The following is a 25,370-nucleotide window of genomic DNA, read 5'->3' on the forward strand; positions in this document are numbered from 1 at the left end:
TTAGAGCAAAATGATAGAAGATTTTTAAAGGATAATAGAAAGGAAGACTTGGTACCAACAATTAATGATAATTTGAGTAAGCAAAATAATTTTATTAAACATGTTATTTGTAGTGAAAAAGTCCCGTTATATTACAATGAAACGAGCAGGATAGATGAACAAAACATTAATAAAATAAATATGAAAGATAAGATGATCACATCACATCCAGAAGTCTCTCGAAACACAGTACCAGAACAATTAATGATATTGAATTTCCTTTTAGGTGGACATAAACAGTTTGAAAAAGATTAGGACCTTGCTCCTAATCTTTTTTTATTAATAATCCTTTTAGAAGAGAGAAATTTTCAAAAATAAGGTTGGATCAGAAACACCACAAATATAGTATATGTCATATAATCTTACACTTAGTGTTATATAATCTGCTTTGAATTTTATTTTTATAAAATAGTGGTATAAAATCTAACATGTAAAACAAAAATATTAATAGTGTATAGAACTGAAAGTAATAATTTAATGTTTATAAGGAGGAATTCTATGACAGTAATAAAATCGTGTCTCTTTTCACTATCGCAAAGTGGTAACTTAAATAAACTAGCAAAGAAGTTGGGACCCAAGCTGGGTATTCATTCATTTATAGCTGGAACAAATTTAGTTGAATTAGAAACAAACATTTATAGATTAAATAATCGTGGCGTGGCTGTGACTATCGACAACTTAGGGGAATTTGTTTACTACGAACAAGATGCAAGTGAGGCAACATCACGAATTTTAGACGTCATAGATAGAATATATCTCAAAGGCCTTAATGGTCATATTTCAATCAAATTAACTCAAATCGGTTTAGATGTTGATGATGGGATATGCTTAAATAATGCCACTAAAATTATTGATTACGCTAACCAAAAAAATATATTTGTAAATATTGATATGGAAGACTTTAATCATATAGAATCAAGTTGGAATATTATAAATGAACTCACTGCGAAATATTCAAATATTGGTACTGTAATCCAAGCTGCTTTATATAGAGCGGAAAGTGATGTAAAGCAAAATAAAAATATGAAGTTACGCATTGTCAAAGGGGCATATAAAGAAAGTGCAAATATTTCATTTCAAATGAAAAAGGAAATAGATAATAACTTTTTAAAATTAACAAAAATACACTTATTAGACGGAGCTTTTACGTCTATTGCAACTCATGATCATAATATAATAAGAGAAATTATATATTTTATAGAAGAAAATGATATTTCGACAAGTAAATTTGAATTTCAAATGTTATATGGGTTTCGCACCAACCTTCAAGATACTTTAGTAGAGAAAGGATACAACGTCTGTGTCTACATGCCTTTTGGAAAAGAATGGTATGGATATTTTATGAGGAGAATCGCTGAAAGACCCCAAAATATAAACTTATTACTAAAGCAAACTTTCAACAAATTTTTCACAAAAGCGTATTAGAGCATATATAGTAAAGTATTATTTCTATTGAGAATTTCACAGTTTTATAAAAGTAATTTTGGAATAATATGGCATTATATAATCGCAAGTATATTAATAGAAAGCGGTGTAAATCATGAAAGATCAATTTTTTTCGGATAGTGGTAATGAAAATTTAGACTACTACCAAATGCCTAAAGTTTTAATGTGTAGCGATCGCTATATAAAATTAACACCTAATGCTTTTAAATTATATATCGTTCTACATGAACGCATGCAATTAAGTATGCAAAATGGTTGGAAAAATGAAGAAGGCTCATATTATGTCAATATGGCTCCTCAAGAAGCTGAGGATCTATTTAATTATTCAACTCTAACTTTTGAAGATACAAAAATAGAATTAGAAATGTTTGATTTACTTTATCAAGAGAAGCATAGCTCAGAAAAGTTTCCTAGATTATACATTAAAAAATGTAAATATACTGATGAAGAGCTTTTAGAGTATGAAAATATGTTAGTCAACATACAATGATATTAAGTAACGAAAATCATTTTATGTAACTTGAAATAACAATTATGACTATTTTTGAAAAAATACATTGAAATTTCAAATTGATTAATATAAACTTATCAGTAATTTCAAATTAAAATCAAAGATAAAGAAAAAATATTATATTAAAGTAAGAGATTAGAAGTCATCGGCTGTAAGCTTCTATATAAGCTAATATTTTACTACTTTAGAGATATGTATGAAAATACATCGTTTAATAACATGTTACGTTATTCAATGAGTCCTAATTGGTTAACAAATCAGTTAGGGGAATTTGGGTGGTACCACGAGACTGCGCTCGTCCCTATATCTATAGGGATAAGCGCAGTTTTTTTATTATAAATAAAAGGAGTGTTATCAATGTTTGTAGATAATGTGAAAGTTAAATTATCAAATAATAATGAATTGGAGGTGCCACAAGAAACAACATTACTTCATGTTGCTAAAAATATTGGTAGCTCTTTTTCAAAAAAAGCTGCCCTAGGATATGTCAATGGAGTTTTAAAAGAATTAAGTTATCCACTCAATAAAGATTGTGAAATTAAATTTATTACTTTTGAAGATCAAGAAGCTGAAAAATCAATAAAATATACATTATCTTTTTTAATTAGTTATATAATCCAAGACCAATTTGAGGGAATTGAAATTGCTGATTTAGGTGTAAATAACGAAGGTTTCTATTGTGATTTCCGTACTGTTTTCAAAAACCTTAATAAAGAAGATTTGAATACTATAAATAAAGCACTTTCTAATATTATAAATGCTAATCAAACAATAACAGTATCTGAAATACCTAAAAAAGAAGCACAACATATATTTAGTGATACAAAGTATATGAATTATCATGTTGAAAATAATGAAGATAATAACATTAAAGTTGCTCAAATAGGGGCATATACATCGTTAATTAGTTATCCTATAATTAGTAATTTATCAAAACTCAAAAATTATAAACTTATAAATATTTCATCTACAAATTGGCTAAGAGATATAAACAATGAACCCTTACAACGTATATCAGGTATAGCTTTTTCTAGCGGAGAAGCTTTAAAAGATCATGAAACATTTATTGAAAAATACGAAAATATTAATCATAGAAAAATAGGTAAAGAACTCAATTTGTTTACATTTTCTGATCATGCTCCTGGTATGCCCTTTTATAAGCATAATGGGCAAATTATACGTCTTGAACTTCAAAACTTTTTACGAAAACTACAATTTGAAGAAGACTATGAAGAAGTATATACACCATTTATAATGAATGAAACATTATGGAAAGAGAGTGGGCATTGGGAGCACTATAAAGACAATATGTATTTTACAGAAGTAGATGATATAAAATATGCATTGAAGCCTATGAATTGTCCAGGTCATATGCTCATTTATAAAAATGAACATCACTCTTACAGAGATTTACCTATTCGCATGGCTGAATTTGGTCAAGTACATCGTCATGAACTTAGTGGTTCTTTAAACGGATTGTTTAGAGTAAGAACTTTTAACCAAGACGATGCCCACATCTATGTGACTCGAAACCAAATAGAAAATGAAATTCTTAATGTGCTTAATTTAATTGATAAGGTATATACTATCTTTGAATTTGATTACAATATTGAATTATCTACACGTCCAGATGATTATATGGGAGATGTTAACTTATGGAATTTTGCAGAAACATCTCTTGAAAATGTACTTAATTATAATCAATTAGAATATACAATTAACAAAAAAGATGGTGCGTTTTATGGTCCTAAAATAGACATCCATATTAAAGATGCATTAGGTAGAAGTCATCAATGTGGAACAATTCAACTTGACTTCCAAATGCCAGAAACGTTTGATTTAAGTTACATTAATGAAAATAATGAAAAAGAGAGACCTGTCGTTATCCATAGAGCAGTTTATGGCTCTATCGATCGATTTTTAGGAATTTTACTTGAACATTATGCAGGTCATTTACCTTTATGGTTAGCTCCCAATCAAGTTAAAGTGATTCCTGTTAACAATAAAATCCATTTAGATCATGTTGATAACATTAAAAAAAGACTGAAATCAAAAGGAATAAGAGTTAATATTGATAACACTGAGGAAAAAATGGGATATAAAATTAGAAACGCGCAACTTCAAAAAGTTCCTTATACTATTGTGATAGGAGATAAAGAAATAAATGATAATACTATTTCTGTACGTAAATATAGAGAAAATGAAGAAAAAATATATAACTTAGAGGAATTTATAGAAAAAATTATAAATGAAATTAACTTAATAAGATAATGCAGCTTACTGTTGATGATATATGTAAGGAGGTTTTTTCAATATGAAATATGTAACAGTTTATCATTATGATGCTTTTACTCTGAAACCTAATAAAGGAAATCCTGCAGGTTTAGTATTAAATGGGGATGAGTTAAATAATAATGAAATGCAAGAAATTGCATATAAAGTTGGATTTAATGAAACGGCATTTCTAGTTAGGTCCGATATAGCTGATTTTAGAATTCGCTATTTCACGCCTGGACAAGAAATGAACCTTTGTGGTCATGCAACAATCGCAATGATTTATGCTCTGAAAACAATGAATCTATTAATGAAAAAAAGACATGTAACCATCGAAACAAAGGTAGGTGTTTTAGATATTAAAGTAGATTCGTCTGAAGACAATAAAGTGGTTATAACGATGAAACAAGCAGCACCACAGTTTGAAGCGTTCAAGGGATCTAAGAAAGATTTAGCTAATGCCATAGGTATTAGCGAGGACGATTTAGAAAGCAACTTTCCAATTTTGTATGGTAGTACCGGTGCATGGACACTTCTAGTACCAGTTAACAACCTTAAAGCATTTAAAACAATGAAACCTAATAACAGCTTATTTCCAACCATATTAAATGAAAAATCTAAGGCTTCCATTCATCCATTTTGTTTTGAAACTTATGATTCAGATGCTGACATGCATGCTAGACATTTTTCGTCGCCTTTCTCAGGTACAATAGAAGATGCAGTGACAGGAACTGCTTCTGGAATTATGGGGGTATATTTTGCAAGATATAAACAAGGCACTGGTAGGGGCTCGTTAAAGCTTATTGTAGAACAAGGACATGAGATAAATAAAGATGGCCGAGTATTAGTAAACGTTTCACCCAGCGAATGTAGTTATGATGTAGAGATAGCTGGAAATGCCGTATATGTTAACAAATTTGATGTTTTATTAGAAGATAATGAAATATCAAATTAATCATCGTCGTATACACGATAATATAAAAAGGTAATTAAGTGATTAGTAGTGTACTTAATACAAACAACTATTAAGTTTATTATTATATAAATCTAAAAGTGACTAATTAGACTTGAATCTAATTAGTCACTTTGCTATAGCATAATAATTACAAAAACGAGTTAATTCTCTTTAATTTAATATACAATAGAAGAAAAAATTAACTGATGTCACATTTTGTACACAGTTTAAGCGAATACGATTGTTTTATTTCCGTTAGTGACAATGACTTTATGTTGTACATGTAATTCAACAGCTTGTGCTAATACTCTTGATTCCACATGACGACCAATTTTTCTCAAATCCTGTACGTTATATCGATGATTAATACGTGTCACATCTTGATCTATGATAGGGCCTTCATCTAAGTCAGAAGTGACATAATGACTTGTCGCTCCAACGAGTTTAACGCCACGTTCCCATGCTTGTTTATATGGATTTGCACCGATAAATGAAGGTAAGAATGAGTGGTGGATATTAATGATTTGATTTGGATAATGACTCACAAAATTGTCAGTAAGTATTTGCATATATTTTGCTAATACAATGAGTTCTACTTCGTGTTTTGCGCAAATATCTAAGATGTTTTGTTCTGTCAGGGCTTTTGAGTCGCCACTTGGTACGTAATAGAATGGGATATTAAAAGCCTCTGCAAAATGTCTATTATTTTCATGATTACTTACGACTGCAACAATTTCAGCAGCAATCTCACCACGTTGTACTCTTAGCAGTACTTCATTAAATGCATGATCCTCTTTTGATACAAATAATGCAATTTTAGTTTTTTCACTGTCATCGAACAAATTAAATTCAATATTATTTTCACTTAAACTTTTCTCTAAAGCGGCTTTTAATAAATTGACTTTTTCAAATTCAAATCTTAAATATAATTTTCCTTCTGTATCTTGAGCATTATCATATTCTGTAAAATGATCTAGATGTAATATATTAGAATCATATTCTGAAATGATATTAGTGATTAATGATGTGATTCCAACTTTATCGGAACATGTTGCTAATAATATGTATTTGTCTTTCATTTCTATGGACACCTCTAAATTTTAAAGTAATTCAAATTATAATGAAGATTCTGAATAAAGTAAATTAATATTGCTTTTTTTAATATATTTATATCAATTTGTATTTATTCAATGATAAAAATAAAGAAATAAGCTATAATAGTTAATAGTGTTTTTACTTTAAAGAAGTAATAAGTAAACTTAAAAATGACACATTTTCCAAAAATAATACGCTTACAAACATCGTGGTGTTGGTCAGTAATTTGCTAATAACATATATGTTTGATTATTTTGATAATTGCGCCAATAACGAAAAACAACGAAAATTTCATTTCACTCTTTTATTTTGTTAAAAATTGTATTAAGATGTAATTTGTGTTTCAAGAAGCGTGTATTATTGCAATTTCTTGTGTCCGGATAAAATATTCTTTTATGAAAGGTAGATTAAAGTAATGGATAGACAGAATTTCACAGATTTAATTCAAACAAAATTTAAAATGGTTCGTATTGAAGCAGGTTATACGCAAGATACGATGGCCCAAACTATTGGTCTTTCTAAAAAGACATTAGTTCAAATAGAAAAAGAGAGAGTATTACCTAACTGGACAACGTGTGTGTCAATTTGTGCTTTGTTTAGAGATTCAGATGTTTTAAATAGTACATTTGGTTGTGATCCTTTAGAAATGGTACAAACGATTTCTCGCAATCACTGCGCATACCCTAATCATGCTACAACAAGTGACATTTACTGGAATACTGTTGATAGCCGTAATGGTTTTATCTTACAAAGTAACAAAGTAAGTGATATCTACCGCGTACTAAATAAAGACACTCAACCTATATTTGGCACTTCAAAATTAAGGGAAGCTGAAACGTATTTCGGCAGAATTTCAAAAGAAGAATTAATGCACGTATAATATATTAATTCATTTGTGATAGAAGAATCATTATTTATATAATTGAGTGGCATAAGACTTAAAATTGTATATGAATGATTTAGTCACTATACTATACTTGGCCTAAACAAAGATTTAGGTCTTTTTTTATTGATGGAAATCTAAAGAAAGTATTGAAGCTTCTACATATGATAATAAATAGGGTATTATTCTACACATTATTAACTTAAGTGTTATACAATGTAAAAATGATGGTTATATATCTGTATATATAATAGTAGAAATTGAAAAATAAAAGGGGAAATAAAATATGCATGCTTTTTTAGTTATTGTGTTTATGATGGTCATAGGTGCATTAATAGGTGGCGTAACAAATGTTATTGCAGTTAGAATGCTCTTTCATCCATTTAAAACATATTATATTTTTAACAAACGTGTACCTTTCACTCCAGGTTTGATACCTAAACGAAGAGGTGAAGTAGCTAGTAAGATTGGCCAAGTTGTCGAAGAGCATTTATTAACAGAGTCATTAATTAAATCTAAATTAAATGCGCCTGCATCACGTTCTGCAATAGAGAGTTTACTACTTAATCAAATTGATAAGTTGAAGCAAGAACATTCAACTATTCAATATTTTGCAGATAAATTAGATATTGATGTAGCTCAACTAGCTAATGAAAAACTCAACCTTGTGATATCTACAAAGCTGGATGCCTTTTATCACGATTATCAACATACTGCTATAAAAGATATTTTACCTAATGATATTGAGCAATCACTTGATAGTAAAGTGGATTTAATACCGGACTTATTGTTTGATAGAGCGAGAATATATTTGAGCTCAGATAAAGGTGCTACGGATATATCATCGATGTTAGAAACATTTTTCCAAGAAAAAGGGAAGATTGTTGGCTTATTGCAGATGTTTATGACGAAAGAAAGTATAGCTGAACGTATACAACACGAATTAATTCGTCTAACGAAACATCCAAAAGCTAAAGAAATAGCCAATCAAATTATTGATAGCGAATATCAAACGATGAAATCTAAACACTTAAATGAAGTAGTCACTGTGGAACAATTCGATTCATTTAAAGATTCGGCTACAGAGTTAGCTATCGGCTATATAGATGCACAATCTGTTTCAAACAAATCATTAAGTTCTTTAATGCCCAGTTTTATTTCATTTTTAGAAAGTAAAGTGACTCAAACAATCACAGATGCAATTATTGACAATGCTTCTAAGCATATAACACCGATAATGAAAAAAATAAATTTAAAACAAATGATTGAAGAACAAGTCAATACATTTGAACTTGATTATATCGAAAGATTAATCATTGATATTGCAAATAAAGAATTGAAATTAATTATGATGTTAGGATTTTTACTTGGAGGTATTATTGGCTTATTACAAGGTGTAATTGCAATTTTTGTATAACATATTAAATTATGTTATTGTAATATCGATGTGGATTTAACACATAAACACAAAAGGAGTGAAGCACAATGGCAGTAAATTTACACGATCATGCTAATCAATTAGAACAAGCTTTAAGAGAGAGTGACGAATACCAAGCAATCCAAAATGCTTACGCAAAAGTTAAAGAAAATCAAGAGTCTAAAGAATTATTTGACGAATTCCGTGAAACTCAATTAAACTTCCAACAAAAACAAATGCAAGGTGAAGAAATCGGTGAAGAAGAGCTACAAAAAGCACAAGAACAAGCTCAAAAAATCGAAAATGATTCTAACATTTCTGAATTAATGACTGCTGAACAAAACATGAGTCAAATTTTCCAAGAAATTAACCAAATCATTGTTAAACCTTTAGATGAAATCTACGCTGACTAATCAGTTTTATAATGTTAAGCTACAATACATTCTATGTATTGTAGCTTTTTTGTTTTATCGACTGAATATTAAACTATGTGGTAAAATATAGAGATACAAGTATTGGGTGCATACATTTTAGCAATAGGCTAGAAGACGATTCAGCTTATAAATTGTGGCACATGCATTATTGTAAATAAACCTTTAAATAAAGGAGAACTATACTGTATGGTAAAATTTATTCATTGTGCTGATTTACATTTAGATAGCCCATTTAAATCAAGAAGTTATTTAAGTCAGTCTATATTTGATGATATGCAAAAAAGTGCTTATGAGAGCTTTGAAAAAATAATAGATTTAGCATTGAATGAAGAAATAGACTTTATGATTATTTCTGGTGATTTATTTGACCAGCAAAATCGTACGTTACGTGCAGAGGTATTTCTAAAAAAACAATTTGAACGTTTAGCAAAAGAGCAAATTTTCGTATATATATGTCATGGAAACCACGATCCACTGTCAGCTCATGTTGCGACAGAATGGCCAGACAATGTCTCCGTATTCTCAGAAAATGTTGAAACTTATCAAACGATTACTAAAAACGGAGAAGAAATTTATCTACATGGATTTAGTTATCAAAATGATGCAAGTTATGAAAATAAACTTGATGCTTATCCTTCTAGTCAAGGACAAAAGGGCATTCACATAGGTATATTACATGGTACATATAGTAAGACGAACACTCAAAATCGATATACTGAATTTAGATTAGAAGACTTAAACAATAAGCTTTATCATTACTGGGCATTAGGTCACATACATGAACGACAACAACTCAGTGATATGCCACAGATTCATTATCCTGGTAATATACAGGGACGTCATTTTAAAGAGTTAGGAGAAAAAGGTTGTTTATTGGTTGAAGGTGATAATCTAAACCTTCACGCTCAATTTGTGCCAACTCAATTTATTCGTTTTGAACAAGCAACAATTGAAACAGATAAAACAACGAAGCAAGGGTTGTTTGATGAAATACAAAACTTTAAAGCAAAAGTAAGAATAAATGGAAAATCTATCTATCAATTAAACGTGATTCTCAACTCAGATGTTAAAATTACTGAGCAAGATATCATTCAAATACATGATATGGTTAGTGATTATGAAGAGAACGAGCATCAGTTTGTATTCATAGAAGATTTAAACATTAGAAATAAGCATGAGGAACAAAATACATTGGTGAATGAATTCTCTCCAGAATTAATAGAAGATAACACTGTGTATGATCAAGCAATGAATGATTTATATTTAAACCCTAAAGCTTCCAAATATCTAGAGAACTATAGCAACTTTGATCGACGTGCTTTAATTGAGCACGCTGAGGAATTATTAAAGTCAGATATGAGGGGAGAATAATATGAAGATTAAATCTTTAGAAATCTATGGTTACGGCAAATTTATACAAAGAAAGATAGACTTTGACGAACATTTTACAGAAATTTATGGTGAAAATGAAACAGGAAAATCAACGATTCAAGCATTTATTCATTCTATATTATTTGGTTTTCCTACAAAAAAAGAAAACGAACCACGATTAGAGCCACGTCTTGGTAACCAATATGGCGGTAAACTGACACTTATTCAAGATAATGGATCAATAGTTGAAATTGAACGTATAAAAGGTAGTGCAGTAGGCGATGTAAAAGTATACTTTCCTAATGGTATGATTAAAGATGAGTCTTGGCTGAAAAAAGAACTGAATTTTATTTCTAAACGTACATATCAAGGTATATTTTCATTTGATGTCCTTGGTTTACAAGATATTCATAAACACATGGATGAAACACAATTACAAAATTACTTATTACAAGCTGGTGCGTTAGGATCGACAGAGTTTACAAGCATGCGTGAAACGTTAAATAACAAGAAAGAGCTGTTGTACAAGAAAAACGGACGTAATCCAATCATTAATCAACAATTAGATCAATTAAAAGAATTAGAAAGTCAAATTAGAGAACAAGAAGCAAAGTTAACAACATACAAGCGGTTGGTAGATGATAAAGATAAATCTGAGCGGAGATTAAGTAATTTGAAGCAAAATCTAGCACAGTTATCTAAGATGCATGACCAAAAGCAAAAAGAGCTAGCCTTACATGAACAGGCTCAAGAATGGAAAGCATTGGAAGCAAAACTTAATATTGAGCCGATTCAATTTCCAGAACAAGGTATAGATCGCTATGAATCTGCTAAATTACAAACACAGAATCTCAAACGTGATATTGGATTACGTGAAGAAAGATTAGCGCATCTTAAAGCAGAGAATGACAAGATAGATGTTCCAAATCAAATGGATATAGATGCATTTAATCATTTACATCAACAAGAGAATGAAATTAAACAAAAAGAATACGAACTCAAAACAGTTGAAAAAGAAATACAGGATAAAGAACGTGAAAATTCAGGTTTACAATCAAATATTGGGTGGCAGGATGTACACCATCATGTGGATAGTTCAGAAGCTATGAAAAGCTATGTGAGCGACCAAATTAAAAGTAAGCAAGAACAGACGGCTTTGATTCAACAATTAGAACGAAGTATCGAAGACAATAACATAGATCAAGATACGAATCACAACGAAATAGACGCTTTAGAAGCAGATACTGTACCAGAAGAGACATTTGAAAAGAAAAAGCAATATAATCGTCAAGTATTTGAACATCAAGAAAAGAGTAACCTTTATCAGAAGATGAAAGAGGCATTTGATACGGAACAAAGGGAAAATGATAAGAGACAAAATTTATTACGTATGAGTTTAATCATTTTAGCTGTAATAGGAATAGGCTTAACTGTTTTCTCATTCTTTTCAGCTAATTTAATTTTTAGTGTCATTTTTGCTATTCTATCTTTAGTTTTTATTATAGGTATTTTCTTTGTCAAAACAAAACAAGTAGGTCACAGTGAAACTTTCTCTAAAGAAATTGATGATTTAGAACGACAAATTTTACATTTAGAAGAGCATTATGATCTTGATTTTGATTTAGATGATCAATTTAGAATAAGAGAACAATTGCATAATACGATTAAAACTAAAGATGCGCTAGAGAAAAAAGCTGACTATTTAGCGAATAATTTGGAACAAGCGCAACAACATTATCAAATTGCTCAAGAAAATATTAATAAAGTGAAGTCAGATTTACATTTATCTGATAAAATGTCAGATGAACTTATTATTGATAGTATTGGCACAATGAATAAGATCAAAGCACATGATAGTCATCTTAGTGAGCTAAAAGTACAAGAAAAAGCATTACAGCAGCAATTAGACGCTTATTATGACCATGCTAGAGAAGTAACCAAAAATCAATTTATGTATTTCAATGCTTTATCATTATTTCATGATATCGGACAATGGTTAAAAGAAAAAACAAGCTTACTTGAAAAATGGAATAGAAATGATGAACAAATCAAATTGATTGAGAGTGAAGTGACACAGCTTCATAATCGTTTGAATGAAAATAATAATGTGATTACACAGTTATTCAACTTTGTGAATGTCTCGAATGAAGAAAGTTATTATCAACATCATCAACGATATCAAGACTATAATCAACAAATGAATCGCTTCAATGATTTAACGAAATACTTGGAAAATCAAAGTTATACGTATGATTTGAGTTCAAGATTAAGTGGCAAAACATTGGCGCAATTACAAGAAGAAGATGAAACATTATCTCGACAAGTTGATGAGTATAATGATCAGTATTTAGAAATGCAATCAGAGGTTAGTACGTACAATGCTAAAATCACCGATATGGAAACGGATAAGACTTTATCAGAACTACGTCATCGTTTCCATATCCTAAAAAATAAAGTGAACGATGAAGCTAAAGATTGGGCAAGCTTAAGCTATCTACAATCACTTGTAGACGGACATATTAAACAAATTAAAGATAAACGGTTACCACAAGTGATAAACGAAGCAACATCTATCTTTGCACATTTAACAAATGGACATTATGTACAAGTGACATATGCAAATGATGAATTAATGGTTAAACAGGAAAATGGACAAATGTATGAGCCTGTAGAGCTTAGTCAATCGACTAAAGAAATACTTTATATAGCACTACGTTTGAGTTTAATTAAAACATTAAAACCATACTATCCTTTTCCTGTTATTATCGATGATGCATTTGTGCATTTTGATAAACAAAGAAAAGAAATTATGATGAATTATTTAAGGCAGATGCCATCGAGTTATCAAATTTTATACTTTACATGTATTAAAGATACAAGTGTGCCTTCAAAACAAATCATTACATTGAATAAATACGAGGAAGGCGGTAAATAATGAGAAATGTAGAAAAGTTAAATCCTGGAGATTCTGTTGATCACTTTTTCTTGATTCATAAAGCAATACAAGGTGTAACAGCTCAAGGTAAAGATTATATGACGATTCATTTGCAAGATAAAAGCGGTGATATCGAAGCAAAACTATGGACAGTAAGTAAAGAAGATATGAAAGTGTTAGTACCGGAAAAGATTGTACATGTAACAGGTGATGTTATTAATTATCGCGGTAGAAAACAAATGAAAATCAATAAAATAAAATTAGCCACGCCAGATGACAACATGAAAACACAAGATTTTGTTGATGGGGCGCCTTTAACACCCGATGAAATTCAAGAAGAAATTTCACATTACATGTTAGAGATTGAAAATGCTGCATTACAACGTATTACGCGTCATCTTATACGTAAGTATCAGGAAGCATTTTTTACATTCCCTGCGGCTAGTACGCATCATCATAATTTTTCCAGTGGTTTAAGCTATCATGTATTAACGATGTTACGTGTTGCTAAACCAATTTGCGATATTTACCCGTTATTAAATCGTAGTTTATTGTATAGTTCAATTATTTTACATGATTTAGGAAAGGTAAAAGAATTGAGTGGACCAGTAGCTACTTCATACACGGTTGAAGGGAATTTATTGGGGCATATATCGATTGCAAGTGATGAAGTAGCAGAAGCAGCTAGAGAGCTCAATATCGAAGGCGAAGAAGTATTGTTATTACGTCATATGATATTAGCGCATCACGGTAAAATGGAATTTGGTTCTCCAAAATTACCACATATGAAGGAAGCGGAAATATTATTCTTTATTGATAATATTGATGCTAAAATGAATATGTTTGAAAAAGCGTATAAAAAGACTGAAAAAGGTCAATTTACAGAACGTATATTTGGGCTAGAAGGTAGACAATTTTATAAACCAGTGTCATTGGACTAAAGGGTATCATATCAAGAGTTGCTAGAATGAATTAAGATTCTAGTAACTTTTTTATATATAAAATTATAAACGTAAGGATACGGTTGTTTAAAATAAGGTGTGAGTGGCCCAATAGAAAAATTGAATTGTGATTTAATATCTACAAATTAGGATGAATTTTGAGATAAATTGGTATAAAAAAGAGACACGAGCTAGCTCGTGTCTCTTTTGAATTTCGTTATTGTCCAGTAGAAATGCCTGAACTACCTTGTTGTTGCATAGCTTGTTGCTGTTGTTGCTGTTGTTGTTGCTTGATTTTTTCTGGGTCTAAGATTGAATCTTCAATCGCTTTTTTAATATCTCTATCTTTATAATCTACTTTATATTCATCTAATAATTCTTTATAAGCATCTGTAAGTAATTTAGGATTTTTTTGAACTTTAGTTTGAATTAATTGAGATTTGAGTTTACCTTTTTCTTTATCAAAATCATTTTGCTTATCTGCTTTGATGATGTGGTAACCATAATCTGTTTTAACTACTTTAGAAACATCGCCTTCTTTAAGTTTGAAGAGGGCTTTTTCAAATTTATCATCCATTTGTCCTTTAATAACATAGCCTAAACTACCATCTTTTTTAGCTGAAGATTTATCCATTGAGTCTTTCTTAGCAATTTCACCAAATTTATCTGGATTTTTTTCAACTTCTTTTTGAATTTTTTCTGCTTTAGCCTTAGCTTTCTTAGCAGATAAACCTTCTTTGTCATCGTCGTTTTCTTTTACTTTAATTAAGATATGTGAACCTTTTTTAGTGTCTTGTTTAATTTCTTTATCCGACATATCCACTTTATCATTTAATAATTCTTTTTGATAAGCTTGTAGTTTTTTCTGTTCTTTGTAGTCATCTAAAGACATTTTTTGTTGTTTTAACATACTTTCAAATTGGTCTTTACCACCATATTGTTTTTGTTCTTTTTCAACTTCTTTATCAATGTCTTTTGTATTCACTTGATCTTTATACTTATCAGCTAACAATTTATTTAATAAAATTGAGAATGAACTGTTGGCGATTTGTTCATCACCTAATTTATTCATGACATCTTCAACTTTAACGTCGCCTGCTTTTGATGAAATAATAGTATCTTCTTTTGAATCTGTAGCACTGTTACCACAGGCACCTAATAATAAAGCACTAGCTGTAACGGGAAGTATAATTTTTTTTAATGATTTCATAGTTGGAAACTCCTTTTGTAAGAATAACAACGTAAATATAACATATTATGATGTATTCACCAATAAGAAACCTTATTTCTAGGACTATAGTAGTAGTCGTTTAAAGTAGATTGTATATTTTTACAAAAAATGCGTCACTGAGTAAGTGAACGCATAGTTAATGATGGTTATATTTAGTTTCAACTCGATTTAAAATATTGATACCTGTTTGATGTTCTTCAATAAAAGTACCTTCATTTGAGAATAAGATAATTTTTAAGTATAGAAAATCCATGACCGAATAACCCATATTTAATGCGATAAGAAACATGAGATAATGGCCGTATTGAGGGAAAAGTGTACTCACATATGCGCATATACTTGTAATAACAATAACAGGTGTAATTAAATCAAAACAAAAATAATATTTATTCACAGGCGTATTCACATATGTATTGTAAAAAGGAACTAGTCTATGTCTTACTAATTTATATTTTTTAAAAGACTTATAATATGGGAACAAAAATATTAAATGAATTGCTTTATGAATAGGGTATAGGAATAATACAAGCACTAAAAATATTAAAAAATAGCGATCTGTTATTTTAGTATTTGAAAAGAAGTATAAAATTTCATATGCTATTAAAAATGAAATAATCGTTGTGACAAAACTTAAAAATGCAATTCTTGGTAAGCCGAAGCGTGCATTTATATCAATTTGGCGTGAACATAAATACATTACAGCATCATACTCCTTCACTTTATAAATTACGATGATATATACTCCCGTATTATCTATCTTAAAGACAAAAACGTCAAGGTAAATTTGATGCTTAAAGCATTGCGCGTAATGGATTTTATTCTGATTAATTTTATAATAAATATACATCAAATTTCACAATAATTATCGAGCGGACAAAGTAATAATTATTATAGGCATAAAGGTGATTGACTAATGAACAATTCACCACAGGGGAGAGGGGGAATGATAACTTATAACAAAAAAACTGTATACCTGAATGATTCATCTAAGGTATACAGTGCAATATGCTCGGTGGTACGCATATAATTTATTGGTGTTATTTATCTTTATCATTTTCGAATGTTTTGCTAATCTCTTCTCCACGATTTTGGAGGTTTTCAATATGAGATTGTAGGTGTTTAATATTAGGATCAATGTCTGATTTGAAATCACCAATCATCGTTTTCACTTCATCACCAATAGAGCTTCCGAATTCGGTACTTTCTGACTTGATTTGAGAAATGTAATTAACAATATCGTTCACGCTTTGTTTAATTTTGTTAATTTCTCTTTCAACTTCAGAATTTGCGCCAGTGGGTCTTCTAGTTTGCGTGTCAAACTGGTTAGAAGCTTTTTTATCACGGTTCATTAAAGCAACGCCGAGACCAGTTGCAACACCAGCACTAATTCCTAATAAAATTTGAGCTGTTTTCATAAAAATTCTCCTCATTTCTAAATAATCTCATAGTCGTTAATATTTTTTATATACCCCATATGAAAGGAGGTAAGCATATTTAATCGAATTGAGCAGCTATTTCTTGTGCGATTTTCGCTTTATGCGTGTCATCAAATGTTTCAGCATGTGTTTCCCATTTATAACCAAAACCATCGATATCTTTTTCATATCTAGGTAATAGGTGGAAATGAAGGTGAAAGACAGATTGGTCGGCAAATTCGCCATTATTCTGTATAATATTCAATCCATCAGGGTTAAATGCTTTTTTAATGGCATTTGCTACTTTTGGTAATGCAACACCAATATGTTGCATAGTTTCAGCATCAGTTTCGAAAATATCAGCTGAAGCTTTTTTAGGTACTAATAATGTGTGACCTTTTGTAACTTGAGAAATATCTAAAAATGCATACACGTAATCATCTTCGTATACTTTATAACTAGGTATTTCACCATCAATAATTTTGCTAAAGACTGTTTCAGACATAAAATCTTCACTCCTTGTAAGATAGTTACTGACTATTATAGCATTACTGTATTATTTCCGTCATTTTTCGCAGTAAATTTATGACTAAACTGTATTTTTTGATACAATAACATTTGTGGAGGTGCCATATGACAGTAAAAGTAGAACATTTAACAGGCGGATATGGTAAACGACCTGTAATAAAAAATATAAACTTCGAATTAACAAAAGGTGAAATTGTGGGACTCATAGGTTTGAATGGTGCAGGTAAAAGTACCACAATCAAGCATATGCTTGGTCTGTTGACACCTATGGAAGGTGAATTAATAATTTCAGATGTAAATATTAAGCAAGACGTTGAAAGTTATAGAAAGAGGTTATCGTATATTCCGGAATCACCGGTTATATATGAAGAATTGACGCTCCAAGAACATATCTATATGACAGCGATGGCTTATGATATTAGTAGGGAAGTTGCGATGGATAGAGCGCGCCCGCTACTCAAAACTTTCCGACTTGAAAATGAACTCAATATTTTCCCGAGTCATTTTTCAAAAGGTATGAAGCAGAAAGTCATGATTATATGTGCTTTTATTGTAGACCCTGAATTGTACATTATTGACGAGCCATTTTTAGGGTTAGACCCGTTAGGTATCCAATCAATGTTGGATTTAATGGTAGATAAAAAAGAAGAGGGTCGAACTGTATTGATGAGTACACATATATTAGCAACTGCGGAAAGATACTGTGACAGATTTTTAATAATGGATAAAGGAGAAATCGTTGCATTCGGCAATTTAGAAGAATTAAGGGAGCAAACCGGATTATCAGGGCAAACATTAGATGAAATCTATATACATGTCACACAAGGTGGCCAAAACACATGAATGAAAATGCCAAACAATTATTTAGTAAAAGAAAACAAGAAATTAATAAAGAAAAGAGCTATTATAATAAATTTATTTTTAATGGTCACTTTTCTGTGTTTCTTGTGATTATGTTAGGTGCATTTATTCTTGGATATGGTGATTGGTTAAAAGCTATTCCCAAAGGAGTCAATTATTCCCTTATAGCAAGCATTGTATTAGCCATTACTTCTATGTTTCCAATCCGGACTTTACTTAAAGATGCAGATAGACTATTCTTACTACCATTTGAAAAACATATGACAGATTACATGAAACATAGTTTGCTTTATAGTTACTTTTCACGCATAGGATTTCAAATATTAGTAGTTATTGTATTATTTCCATTATTTTATGTGATTAATAATAAAACTTATGACTTTTATATTCTATTTGCTATTTTGTCTCTATTATTTCCATACTTGGGATTATTACTTAAATGGCAATGGTATAAATATCGGCTTGAAGGGTGGTCTATTTATGTCTTGCTCTTCATTATATTTACTTCTGGTTACTATGTTGCTTTAGCGCCGAAACAAATTTCGAGTGTGACATCCATTTTAATTTTAGTTGGACTGTTCCTTTTATTACGTAATCAAAATAAAACACAACTCTTCCCGTGGGAAAGAATGATAAAATCTGAACAGCAACATCATATGAATTACTACAAATTTGTTAATATGTTTACTGATGTCAAACATCTGAAAGAAACAGCAGTGCGTAGAAGCTATTTAGATTCTTTTTTAGCTACGCCTAAACATAAGCGTTTTAATAAGGATTATATGTACCTTTATTTATTTATTCGCAGCTTTGCAAGAGGAAAAGATGCATTTAATATTATTTTAAGATTGGTCATAATAGCTTTAGTATTAATGTTATGGTTACAACATCCAATCATTACGCTTATCATTGGTAGTTTGTTTATGTATATAATACTATTACAAATGGCACAATTTTATACACAGCAAGCATACGGTTTATGGCCACAGGTATGGCCTGTGACAGATTCAAAAGTGATTAAAGGCTATGAACAATTTTTGAATCGATTGATGCTAAGTATAGGTATATTGTTTATCATTGCTTATACAATAGTGTTTCCTCAATATTGTTATTTTTCAGTACTATTTCTATTAGTAGGATGGTTAACAATAAGAAATGTTATTAAAAAACTCAAATACCAAGAAACTTTATTAAGAGATTAAAAAATGGTCACTACTCAGAATAATAGATAATCAATCTAGTATACTGAATAGTGACCATTTTAATGTTTTATATATTGAATAGTGTAGTAATTCGAATTAATTATCATCAATTGGGAATAGATATCTTTCGAAATAACTCGAATGCTGTCCGCTTGAACCAAAGAATTGGCTTAAAGCAAGTTTGTCAAAGTTTTCACTGAAAACGGAAGATGACTTAAAGTCTTCGTAAGCAGTTCTACTTTCAAAACCAAAGTAAATCTTATACGTTAAACCTTGTTCTGGTTTTAAGAATCGATAACATCTATAACCAGCGAAATTTTTGAAATCAGTAGTTACGTTTTCTAATTTCTTTTCTAGTTGATACGCATGATCTTCTGATGTTGGAACGAAAATAACAGAATAGAAATAGTTTTCATCTAGTGTCCCATCCGACATTAATATGTCATACACTAACGGTTGTTTCAATACTGATTGTTCTTCCGTTTCTTCAAGAATAACTGAAGAATCAGAAGCTGAAAATTGTAATAAGTTATGGTTAAGATTATTAAGTCTAATTTGGTTTAAATACCCAAAAGTACCATAAGATGCATAAATTTTCATAAGATTTTCCCCCTTGCTTTGTTTAAGAAAGTATATATCTTCTATACCTTACTATATATACATCTATTTTTCCAAATAAATATAAAATAAGCTTTGATAATATTATAATTGATTTTTAATAGAAAACAATAGTCAAATAATTAAGTATATATAAAACGTACTGTTTGTCATTTTTATGACATTTAAGCACATTGAAATACGCATGATAACACAATATGGTATTATAAATAAGAATAATTACAATGTAGGAGGGCATTAAGGTGCATAGTAAAAATAACACAATTCTAAATATGATTAATGGTGAGTCGGTACCCCACACACCTGTATGGTTTATGCGTCAAGCTGGGAGATCACAGCCTGAATATAGAAAGTTAAAAGAGAAATACACTTTGTTTGAAATTACACATCAACCTGAGTTGTGTGCTTATGTAACACATTTACCAGTAGATAATTACAATACTGATGCTGCAGTATTATATAAAGATATAATGACCCCACTACAACCGATTGGCGTAGATGTTGAAATTAAATCTGGAATAGGGCCAGTTATCCATAATCCTATTAAAAACATACAAGATGTTGAAAAATTAGGGAACATTGATCCAAAGCGCGATGTACCTTATGTATTAGACACAATTAAATTATTAACAGAAGAAAAGTTAAATGTACCTTTAATCGGTTTCACTGGTGCACCATTTACATTGGCGAGCTATATGATTGAAGGCGGCCCTTCTAAAAATTATAATTATACAAAGGCAATGATGCATCGTGATGAGGCGGCATGGTTCGCATTAATGGATCATTTAGTAGAAATGTCTATCACTTATACTTCTGCACAAATAGAGGCTGGAGCACAGATCATCCAAGTCTTTGATTCTTGGGTAGGTGCATTAAATGTCCAAGATTATCGTTATTATATTAAACCTGCGATGCAGAAATTAATTAGTGGGATAAAGGCTAAGCACAATGTGCCTGTTATTCTATTTGGTGTTGGTGCCAGTCATCTAGCTGAAGAATGGAATACATTGCCAATTGATGTATTAGGTTTGGACTGGAGACTCTCTATTCAAGAAGCGGGAAGCATGAACATTACTAAGACGCTTCAAGGTAATTTGGATCCATCTATTTTATTGGCGCCTTGGGATGTTATAGAAGAAAGGTTAAAACCGATTTTAGACCAAGGTTTAGCGCATGGGAAACACATTTTCAACCTAGGACATGGTGTTTTCCCTGAAGTTAAACCAGAAACATTGAAACAAATTACTAAGTTTGTCCATCAATATACACAAAGATAGTACGACATGAATTTAAGCAATCAAGATCTACATTTAATTGTGTCATATACATCTATAAACTATTAATACAGAAGGATGATGAGTTTAAAAATGACAAAAAAAATAGGCTTATTAGTTATGGCGTACGGGACACCATATAAAGAAGCAGATATTGAAGCTTACTACACTGATATTAGACGCGGTAAGAAGCCAACAGATGCTGAATTACAAGATTTAAAAGATAGATACCAATTTATTGGAGGTTTATCTCCATTAGCAGGGACAACAAATCGTCAAGCAGAAGCGTTACGTGATGCACTTAATGATGTATATACCAATGTAGAGTTTAAGCTTTATATAGGTCTCAAACATATACATCCATTCATCGAAGACGCAGTAAAAGCTATGTATGAAGATGGTATAGAAGAAGCTGTAACAGTTGTATTAGCACCACATTATTCAAGCTTTTCAGTTGGTTCTTATAATACACGTGCTGTTAAAGAAGCGGATAAATATGGAATCCAATTTTATCATGTAGAGCATTATTATCAACAACCGAAATTTATACAGTATTGGACTGAAAGAATAAATGAAACATTAGCTGGTATTCCTAAAACTGAACATGATGAAACCGTGTTGGTTGTTTCAGCGCACAGCTTACCAAAAGGTTTGATTGAGAAAAATAATGACCCTTATCCTAAGGAATTGCATCATACTGCTGAACTATTAAGAGCACATTCAAATATCATACATGTTGCAGAAGGTTGGCAATCAGAGGGTAATACAGGTACACCCTGGTTAGGACCAGATGTTCAAGATTTAACTAGAAATCTATATCATGAGTATGGCTATAAAAATTATATTTATACACCAGTAGGCTTTGTATGTGAGCATTTAGAGGTGCTATACGATAATGATTATGAATGTAAAGTTGTTTGTGATGAATTAGGTGTAAATTATTTCCGTCCAACTATGCCTGATACAAACCCACTTTTCATCGGTGCGATAGTAGATGAAATTAAAAATGTATATTAAAGGAAGCGTGAAGCATCTTGACTAAAAGTATTGCAATTATTGGTGCTGGTATTACAGGTTTATCTAGTGCATATTTCATTAAAAAGCAACGACCTGATATCGATGTAACCATTTACGAAGCATCTGGACGAGCAGGTGGCAAAATTCAAACATATAGAACTGAAGGATATACAATTGAATTAGGTCCAGAATCTTATTTAGGTCGTAAACAAATTATGACAGATATTGCAAAAGACATTGGTTTGGGGAATGACCTTATTACAAATCAAACAGGTCAGTCGTATATTTATGCTAAAAATAAATTGTTTCCTATACCAGGTGGATCTATATTAGGTATACCTACAGATATTAAACCTTTTTTACAAACAAGATTAATTTCGCCTTTAGGCAAACTTAGGGCAGGTTTGGATTTATTCAAAAATGCTATGACTATAGAAAATGATATTTCTGTAGGTTCTTTTTTCCGCCAAAGACTTGGAGATGAAATTTTAGAAAATCTCATTGAACCTTTAATGGGTGGCATCTATGGTACAAATATAGATGATTTAAGTTTAATGAGTACTTTTCCAGAATTCAAAAAAAGAGAAGAACAATTTGGAAGTTTAATTAAAGGTATGAAATATGAAAAAGCGCAACGACAAAAGCAAAGACAGCTCTACCCAGGAGCGCCTAAAGGGCAATTCAAGCAATTCAGAAATGGCTTAAGTTCATTTATTGAAAGTTTAATGGAATATGTCTTAAATCAAGGCGTTGAAATTAAATTCAATACCCCAGTTTCTGATATTAACTTATATCAGAAAAAATATGAGATTGTCACAGAACATGAAAATATTGTATATGACAGTTTACTAATTGCTACACCACATCAAACATTTATGAAGTGGTTTAAAAAAGATCCAGCGTTAGATTACTTTAATACTATGGCGTCAACTACGGTTGCAACAGTCGTCTTAGCGTTTGATGAAGCTAATATTGAAAACACATACGATGGAACTGGTTTTGTAATAGCACGTACAAGTAACACAGACATTACTGCATGTACATGGACTAGCAAAAAATGGCCATTTACTACACCTGAAGGTAAAGTGCTCATACGTGCGTATGTCGGGAAACCAGGGGATACTGTGGTTGATGATCATACAGATGAAGAAATTGTATCTATAGTTAAAAGAGATTTAAGCCAAATGATGACATTTAAAGGGAATCCTGATTTTAGTATTGTGAATAGACTCCCTAACAGTATGCCGCAGTATCACGTTGGGCATATAAATCAAATTAATGAGATTCAAAGCCATATACGCAATAGTTATCCAAGATTACGTATTACGGGTGCTTCTTTTGAAGCTGTAGGCTTACCTGATTGTATTCAACAAGGGAAGCAAGCTGTTGATGAATTATTAATGGAATTAAATTAAAAATATGGGTTTATTAAGTCATTTTTTCAATATTAGTCATATCTAATGTTGAAAAAATGACTTTTTTATATAACTTTAGAAAGTTTAAAATTCATTATGAATTGTGAGATACTTATAATAATTACAATATATTAGTAATTTAGTTATAATAATATAAGCTATTAGGTAGGGGGAGAATGCTAATGACAGATATTATAATTGTACATTCAAAATATGGTGATTCGACAAATCATTGGTACGAATGGTTAGCTAATAATTTAGTGTTAGAAGGCTATAACGTCACGTTATTTAATTTACCAGTAGAAGATAGTGGAAATCTTGAGCAGTGGATTAATAAAATGAGAGAACAATTAAATGTAGATAAATATGAAACATATTTTGTAACACATGGTTTGGGTACACTGGCTTCACTCAAATTTTTAGAAGAAGCTCACATAAAGCAAATAGAAGGTTTGTTTAGCATTTCGGGTTTTATGCATGATGCACAAGATATTGATGAAAATATTAATTTAGAGGATCATGTCCTTGATTATACAGTTGTGAAAAGGAAGGTTACTAATTTTTATGGGTTATGTGCAAAAGATGATCAATACGTAGCATATGAAGAAACTAAAAGATTAATGGACACTCTTGGCGGAAAGTGTAAAGTTACAGATAATGGTGGTCATTTTATGGAAGAGGATGGCTTTCGGACGTTTACAATACTACAAGGAAAAATGCAAAAATTAATGAGTAGCTAATTATTATTATAAAAAACAATGTAAATAGATGCATTGTTTTTTAGCTATATTGAAGAAAATTATAAGGAAAAACATAGAATTTAAGATGATTAGCACAGAAAAACGATAGAATTTTGTATAAATAAGAAACTAAAGTTAAAATATTATATATATAATCCGTTTTTACACAAATAACTTTATATAAAGCATTGACTATACGCTGGAAAATTTATATACTATAAAAGTCTTAAGTAATCACTAACGACCAAACAACAATTATCGCATGTGAAATTTAAATGATTATTAACTTAATTTAAATTAATTTTAAAAAAGTTGTTGACTTTCAGTTAACAAACATGGTATATTAGTTGGGTAGCCGTTATTAATAATATTAACGCGGGATGGAGCAGTTCGGTAGCTCGTCGGGCTCATAACCCGAAGGTCGGTGGTTCAAATCCGCCTCCCGCAATTACATAGTTTTATTGGTCTCGTAGTGTAGCGGTTAACACGCCTGCCTGTCACGCAGGAGATCGCGGGTTCGATTCCCGTCGAGACCGCCATTATGGTTCAGTAGCTCAGTTGGTAGAGCAATGGATTGAAGCTCCATGTGTCGGCAGTTCGACTCTGTCCTGAACCATTTATAGTTTTAAATATTAAGTTTTATATTCTTTGGCGGTTGTGGCGAAGTGGTTAACGCATCGGATTGTGGTTCCGACACGCGTGGGTTCGATTCCCATCAGCCGCCCCATATAAATTTAATAAGCGGGTGTAGTTTAATGGCAAAACCTC

22 protein-coding genes, 4 tRNA genes and 1 pseudogene are annotated in these 25,370 nt (G+C 30.8%); 21 read left to right on the plus strand and 6 right to left on the minus strand.

Features of this window, described 5'->3' with window-relative positions; all coding sequences use genetic code 11:
* The 5 genes and pseudogenes from BK821_RS13535 to BK821_RS12685 form a co-directional block, all read left to right on the plus strand.
* A pseudogene (locus BK821_RS13535) lies at positions 1 to 294 on the plus strand (accessory Sec system protein Asp2); the annotation flags it as partial.
* A gap of 243 nt (positions 295 to 537) precedes the next feature.
* Positions 538 to 1,464 (plus strand): proline dehydrogenase family protein, encoded by a 927-nt coding sequence (locus BK821_RS12670; protein ID WP_046837981.1) that lies wholly within the window; start codon positions 538 to 540, stop codon positions 1,462 to 1,464.
* A 115-nt stretch (positions 1,465 to 1,579) separates the two neighbouring features.
* Positions 1,580 to 1,975: a replication initiator protein A gene (locus tag BK821_RS12675; protein WP_046837982.1), complete on the plus strand. Its 396-nt coding sequence runs from the start codon at positions 1,580 to 1,582 to the stop codon at positions 1,973 to 1,975.
* A 378-nt stretch (positions 1,976 to 2,353) separates the two neighbouring features.
* A complete protein-coding gene (thrS, locus tag BK821_RS12680; RefSeq protein WP_071331810.1) occupies positions 2,354 to 4,267 on the plus strand; it encodes a threonine--tRNA ligase in 1,914 nt (637 codons plus the stop codon).
* A 43-nt stretch (positions 4,268 to 4,310) separates the two neighbouring features.
* Positions 4,311 to 5,225, plus strand: coding sequence for a PhzF family phenazine biosynthesis protein (locus BK821_RS12685; RefSeq protein WP_046837983.1), 915 nt, complete (start codon positions 4,311 to 4,313; stop codon positions 5,223 to 5,225).
* Positions 5,226 to 5,452: 227 nt separating this feature from the next.
* Here the strand turns inward: BK821_RS12685 and purU are convergent, their stop codons facing one another.
* Complete coding sequence (purU, locus tag BK821_RS12690; protein WP_046837984.1) at positions 5,453 to 6,304, minus strand: formyltetrahydrofolate deformylase; 852 nt, start codon at positions 6,302 to 6,304, stop codon at positions 5,453 to 5,455.
* Between the two features lie 431 nt (positions 6,305 to 6,735).
* Between purU and xdrA the strand changes: the two genes are divergently transcribed.
* From xdrA to yhaM, 6 genes are all read left to right on the plus strand, one after another.
* Positions 6,736 to 7,200 (plus strand): XRE family transcriptional regulator XdrA, encoded by a 465-nt coding sequence (gene xdrA / locus BK821_RS12695; RefSeq protein WP_046837985.1) that lies wholly within the window; start codon positions 6,736 to 6,738, stop codon positions 7,198 to 7,200.
* A 289-nt stretch (positions 7,201 to 7,489) separates the two neighbouring features.
* Positions 7,490 to 8,620, plus strand: a complete 1,131-nt coding sequence (locus BK821_RS12700) for a DUF445 domain-containing protein (RefSeq protein WP_046837986.1) — start codon at positions 7,490 to 7,492, stop codon at positions 8,618 to 8,620.
* Between the two features lie 68 nt (positions 8,621 to 8,688).
* The gene (locus tag BK821_RS12705; RefSeq protein ID WP_046837987.1) at positions 8,689 to 9,033 is read left to right on the plus strand and encodes a YlbF/YmcA family competence regulator; all 345 of its coding nucleotides are present in this window, start codon (positions 8,689 to 8,691) and stop codon (positions 9,031 to 9,033) included.
* Between the two features lie 207 nt (positions 9,034 to 9,240).
* Entirely contained in the window at positions 9,241 to 10,425 is a 1,185-nt protein-coding gene (locus tag BK821_RS12710) for a metallophosphoesterase family protein (protein WP_046837988.1), read from the plus strand.
* A 1-nt stretch (position 10,426) separates the two neighbouring features.
* A complete protein-coding gene (locus BK821_RS12715; RefSeq protein WP_071331811.1) occupies positions 10,427 to 13,360 on the plus strand; it encodes an ATP-binding protein in 2,934 nt (977 codons plus the stop codon).
* Positions 13,360 to 14,301, plus strand: coding sequence for a 3'-5' exoribonuclease YhaM (gene yhaM / locus BK821_RS12720; protein ID WP_046837990.1), 942 nt, complete (start codon positions 13,360 to 13,362; stop codon positions 14,299 to 14,301). The genes BK821_RS12715 and yhaM overlap by 1 nt, the downstream gene beginning before the upstream one ends.
* Positions 14,302 to 14,518: 217 nt before the next feature.
* Here the strand turns inward: yhaM and prsA are convergent, their stop codons facing one another.
* The 4 genes from prsA to BK821_RS12740 all read right to left on the minus strand — a co-directional run bounded on the left by prsA (position 14,519) and on the right by BK821_RS12740 (position 17,452).
* Positions 14,519 to 15,511, minus strand: a complete 993-nt coding sequence (gene prsA, locus BK821_RS12725) for a peptidylprolyl isomerase PrsA (RefSeq protein ID WP_071331812.1) — start codon at positions 15,509 to 15,511, stop codon at positions 14,519 to 14,521.
* A gap of 157 nt (positions 15,512 to 15,668) precedes the next feature.
* Entirely contained in the window at positions 15,669 to 16,229 is a 561-nt protein-coding gene (locus tag BK821_RS12730; protein WP_046837992.1) for a DUF3267 domain-containing protein, read from the minus strand.
* A gap of 340 nt (positions 16,230 to 16,569) precedes the next feature.
* Positions 16,570 to 16,947: a YtxH domain-containing protein gene (locus BK821_RS12735; RefSeq protein ID WP_046837993.1), complete on the minus strand. Its 378-nt coding sequence runs from the start codon at positions 16,945 to 16,947 to the stop codon at positions 16,570 to 16,572.
* Between the two features lie 79 nt (positions 16,948 to 17,026).
* Positions 17,027 to 17,452, minus strand: coding sequence for an HIT family protein (locus BK821_RS12740; RefSeq protein WP_071331813.1), 426 nt, complete (start codon positions 17,450 to 17,452; stop codon positions 17,027 to 17,029).
* Positions 17,453 to 17,580: 128 nt separating this feature from the next.
* Here BK821_RS12740 and ecsA point away from each other — a divergent pair, with 128 nt between their 5' ends.
* Together ecsA and ecsB are read left to right on the plus strand one after the other, a co-directional pair.
* Positions 17,581 to 18,318 carry an ABC transporter ATP-binding protein EcsA gene (gene ecsA, locus BK821_RS12745; RefSeq protein ID WP_046837995.1) on the plus strand — a complete coding sequence of 246 codons (738 nt, stop codon included), beginning with the start codon at positions 17,581 to 17,583 and terminating at the stop codon, positions 18,316 to 18,318.
* Positions 18,315 to 19,538 (plus strand): ABC transporter permease EcsB, encoded by a 1,224-nt coding sequence (ecsB, locus tag BK821_RS12750; RefSeq protein WP_046837996.1) that lies wholly within the window; start codon positions 18,315 to 18,317, stop codon positions 19,536 to 19,538. The genes ecsA and ecsB overlap by 4 nt, the downstream gene beginning before the upstream one ends.
* 96 nt (positions 19,539 to 19,634) lie before the next feature.
* Here the strand turns inward: ecsB and BK821_RS12755 are convergent, their stop codons facing one another.
* Positions 19,635 to 20,138 carry a hypothetical protein gene (locus BK821_RS12755; protein ID WP_046837997.1) on the minus strand — a complete coding sequence of 168 codons (504 nt, stop codon included), beginning with the start codon at positions 20,136 to 20,138 and terminating at the stop codon, positions 19,635 to 19,637.
* 260 nt (positions 20,139 to 20,398) lie between these two features.
* Between BK821_RS12755 and hemE the strand changes: the two genes are divergently transcribed.
* The 8 genes from hemE (at position 20,399) to BK821_RS12795 (ending at position 25,329) form a co-directional block, all read left to right on the plus strand.
* Complete coding sequence (gene hemE / locus BK821_RS12760) at positions 20,399 to 21,433, plus strand: uroporphyrinogen decarboxylase (RefSeq protein WP_071331814.1); 1,035 nt, start codon at positions 20,399 to 20,401, stop codon at positions 21,431 to 21,433.
* A gap of 90 nt (positions 21,434 to 21,523) precedes the next feature.
* Complete coding sequence (hemH, locus tag BK821_RS12765; protein WP_071331815.1) at positions 21,524 to 22,447, plus strand: ferrochelatase; 924 nt, start codon at positions 21,524 to 21,526, stop codon at positions 22,445 to 22,447.
* Between the two features lie 17 nt (positions 22,448 to 22,464).
* A complete protein-coding gene (gene hemY / locus BK821_RS12770; protein WP_071331816.1) occupies positions 22,465 to 23,862 on the plus strand; it encodes a protoporphyrinogen oxidase in 1,398 nt (465 codons plus the stop codon).
* Positions 23,863 to 24,044: 182 nt separating this feature from the next.
* The gene (locus BK821_RS12775; RefSeq protein ID WP_071331817.1) at positions 24,045 to 24,602 is read left to right on the plus strand and encodes an RBBP9/YdeN family alpha/beta hydrolase; all 558 of its coding nucleotides are present in this window, start codon (positions 24,045 to 24,047) and stop codon (positions 24,600 to 24,602) included.
* Positions 24,603 to 24,976: 374 nt separating this feature from the next.
* Positions 24,977 to 25,050 (plus strand) — tRNA-Met (locus BK821_RS12780).
* A 15-nt stretch (positions 25,051 to 25,065) separates the two neighbouring features.
* Positions 25,066 to 25,141: transfer RNA gene (locus tag BK821_RS12785), tRNA-Asp, on the plus strand.
* Positions 25,142 to 25,145: 4 nt separating this feature from the next.
* Positions 25,146 to 25,218 (plus strand) — tRNA-Phe (locus BK821_RS12790).
* A gap of 35 nt (positions 25,219 to 25,253) precedes the next feature.
* Positions 25,254 to 25,329: transfer RNA gene (locus BK821_RS12795), tRNA-His, on the plus strand.
* Positions 25,330 to 25,370: the final 41 nt, after the last annotated feature.

This window comes from Staphylococcus sp. LCT-H4, from assembly GCF_001866145.1.
Taxonomy (GTDB): domain Bacteria; phylum Bacillota; class Bacilli; order Staphylococcales; family Staphylococcaceae; genus Staphylococcus; species Staphylococcus succinus.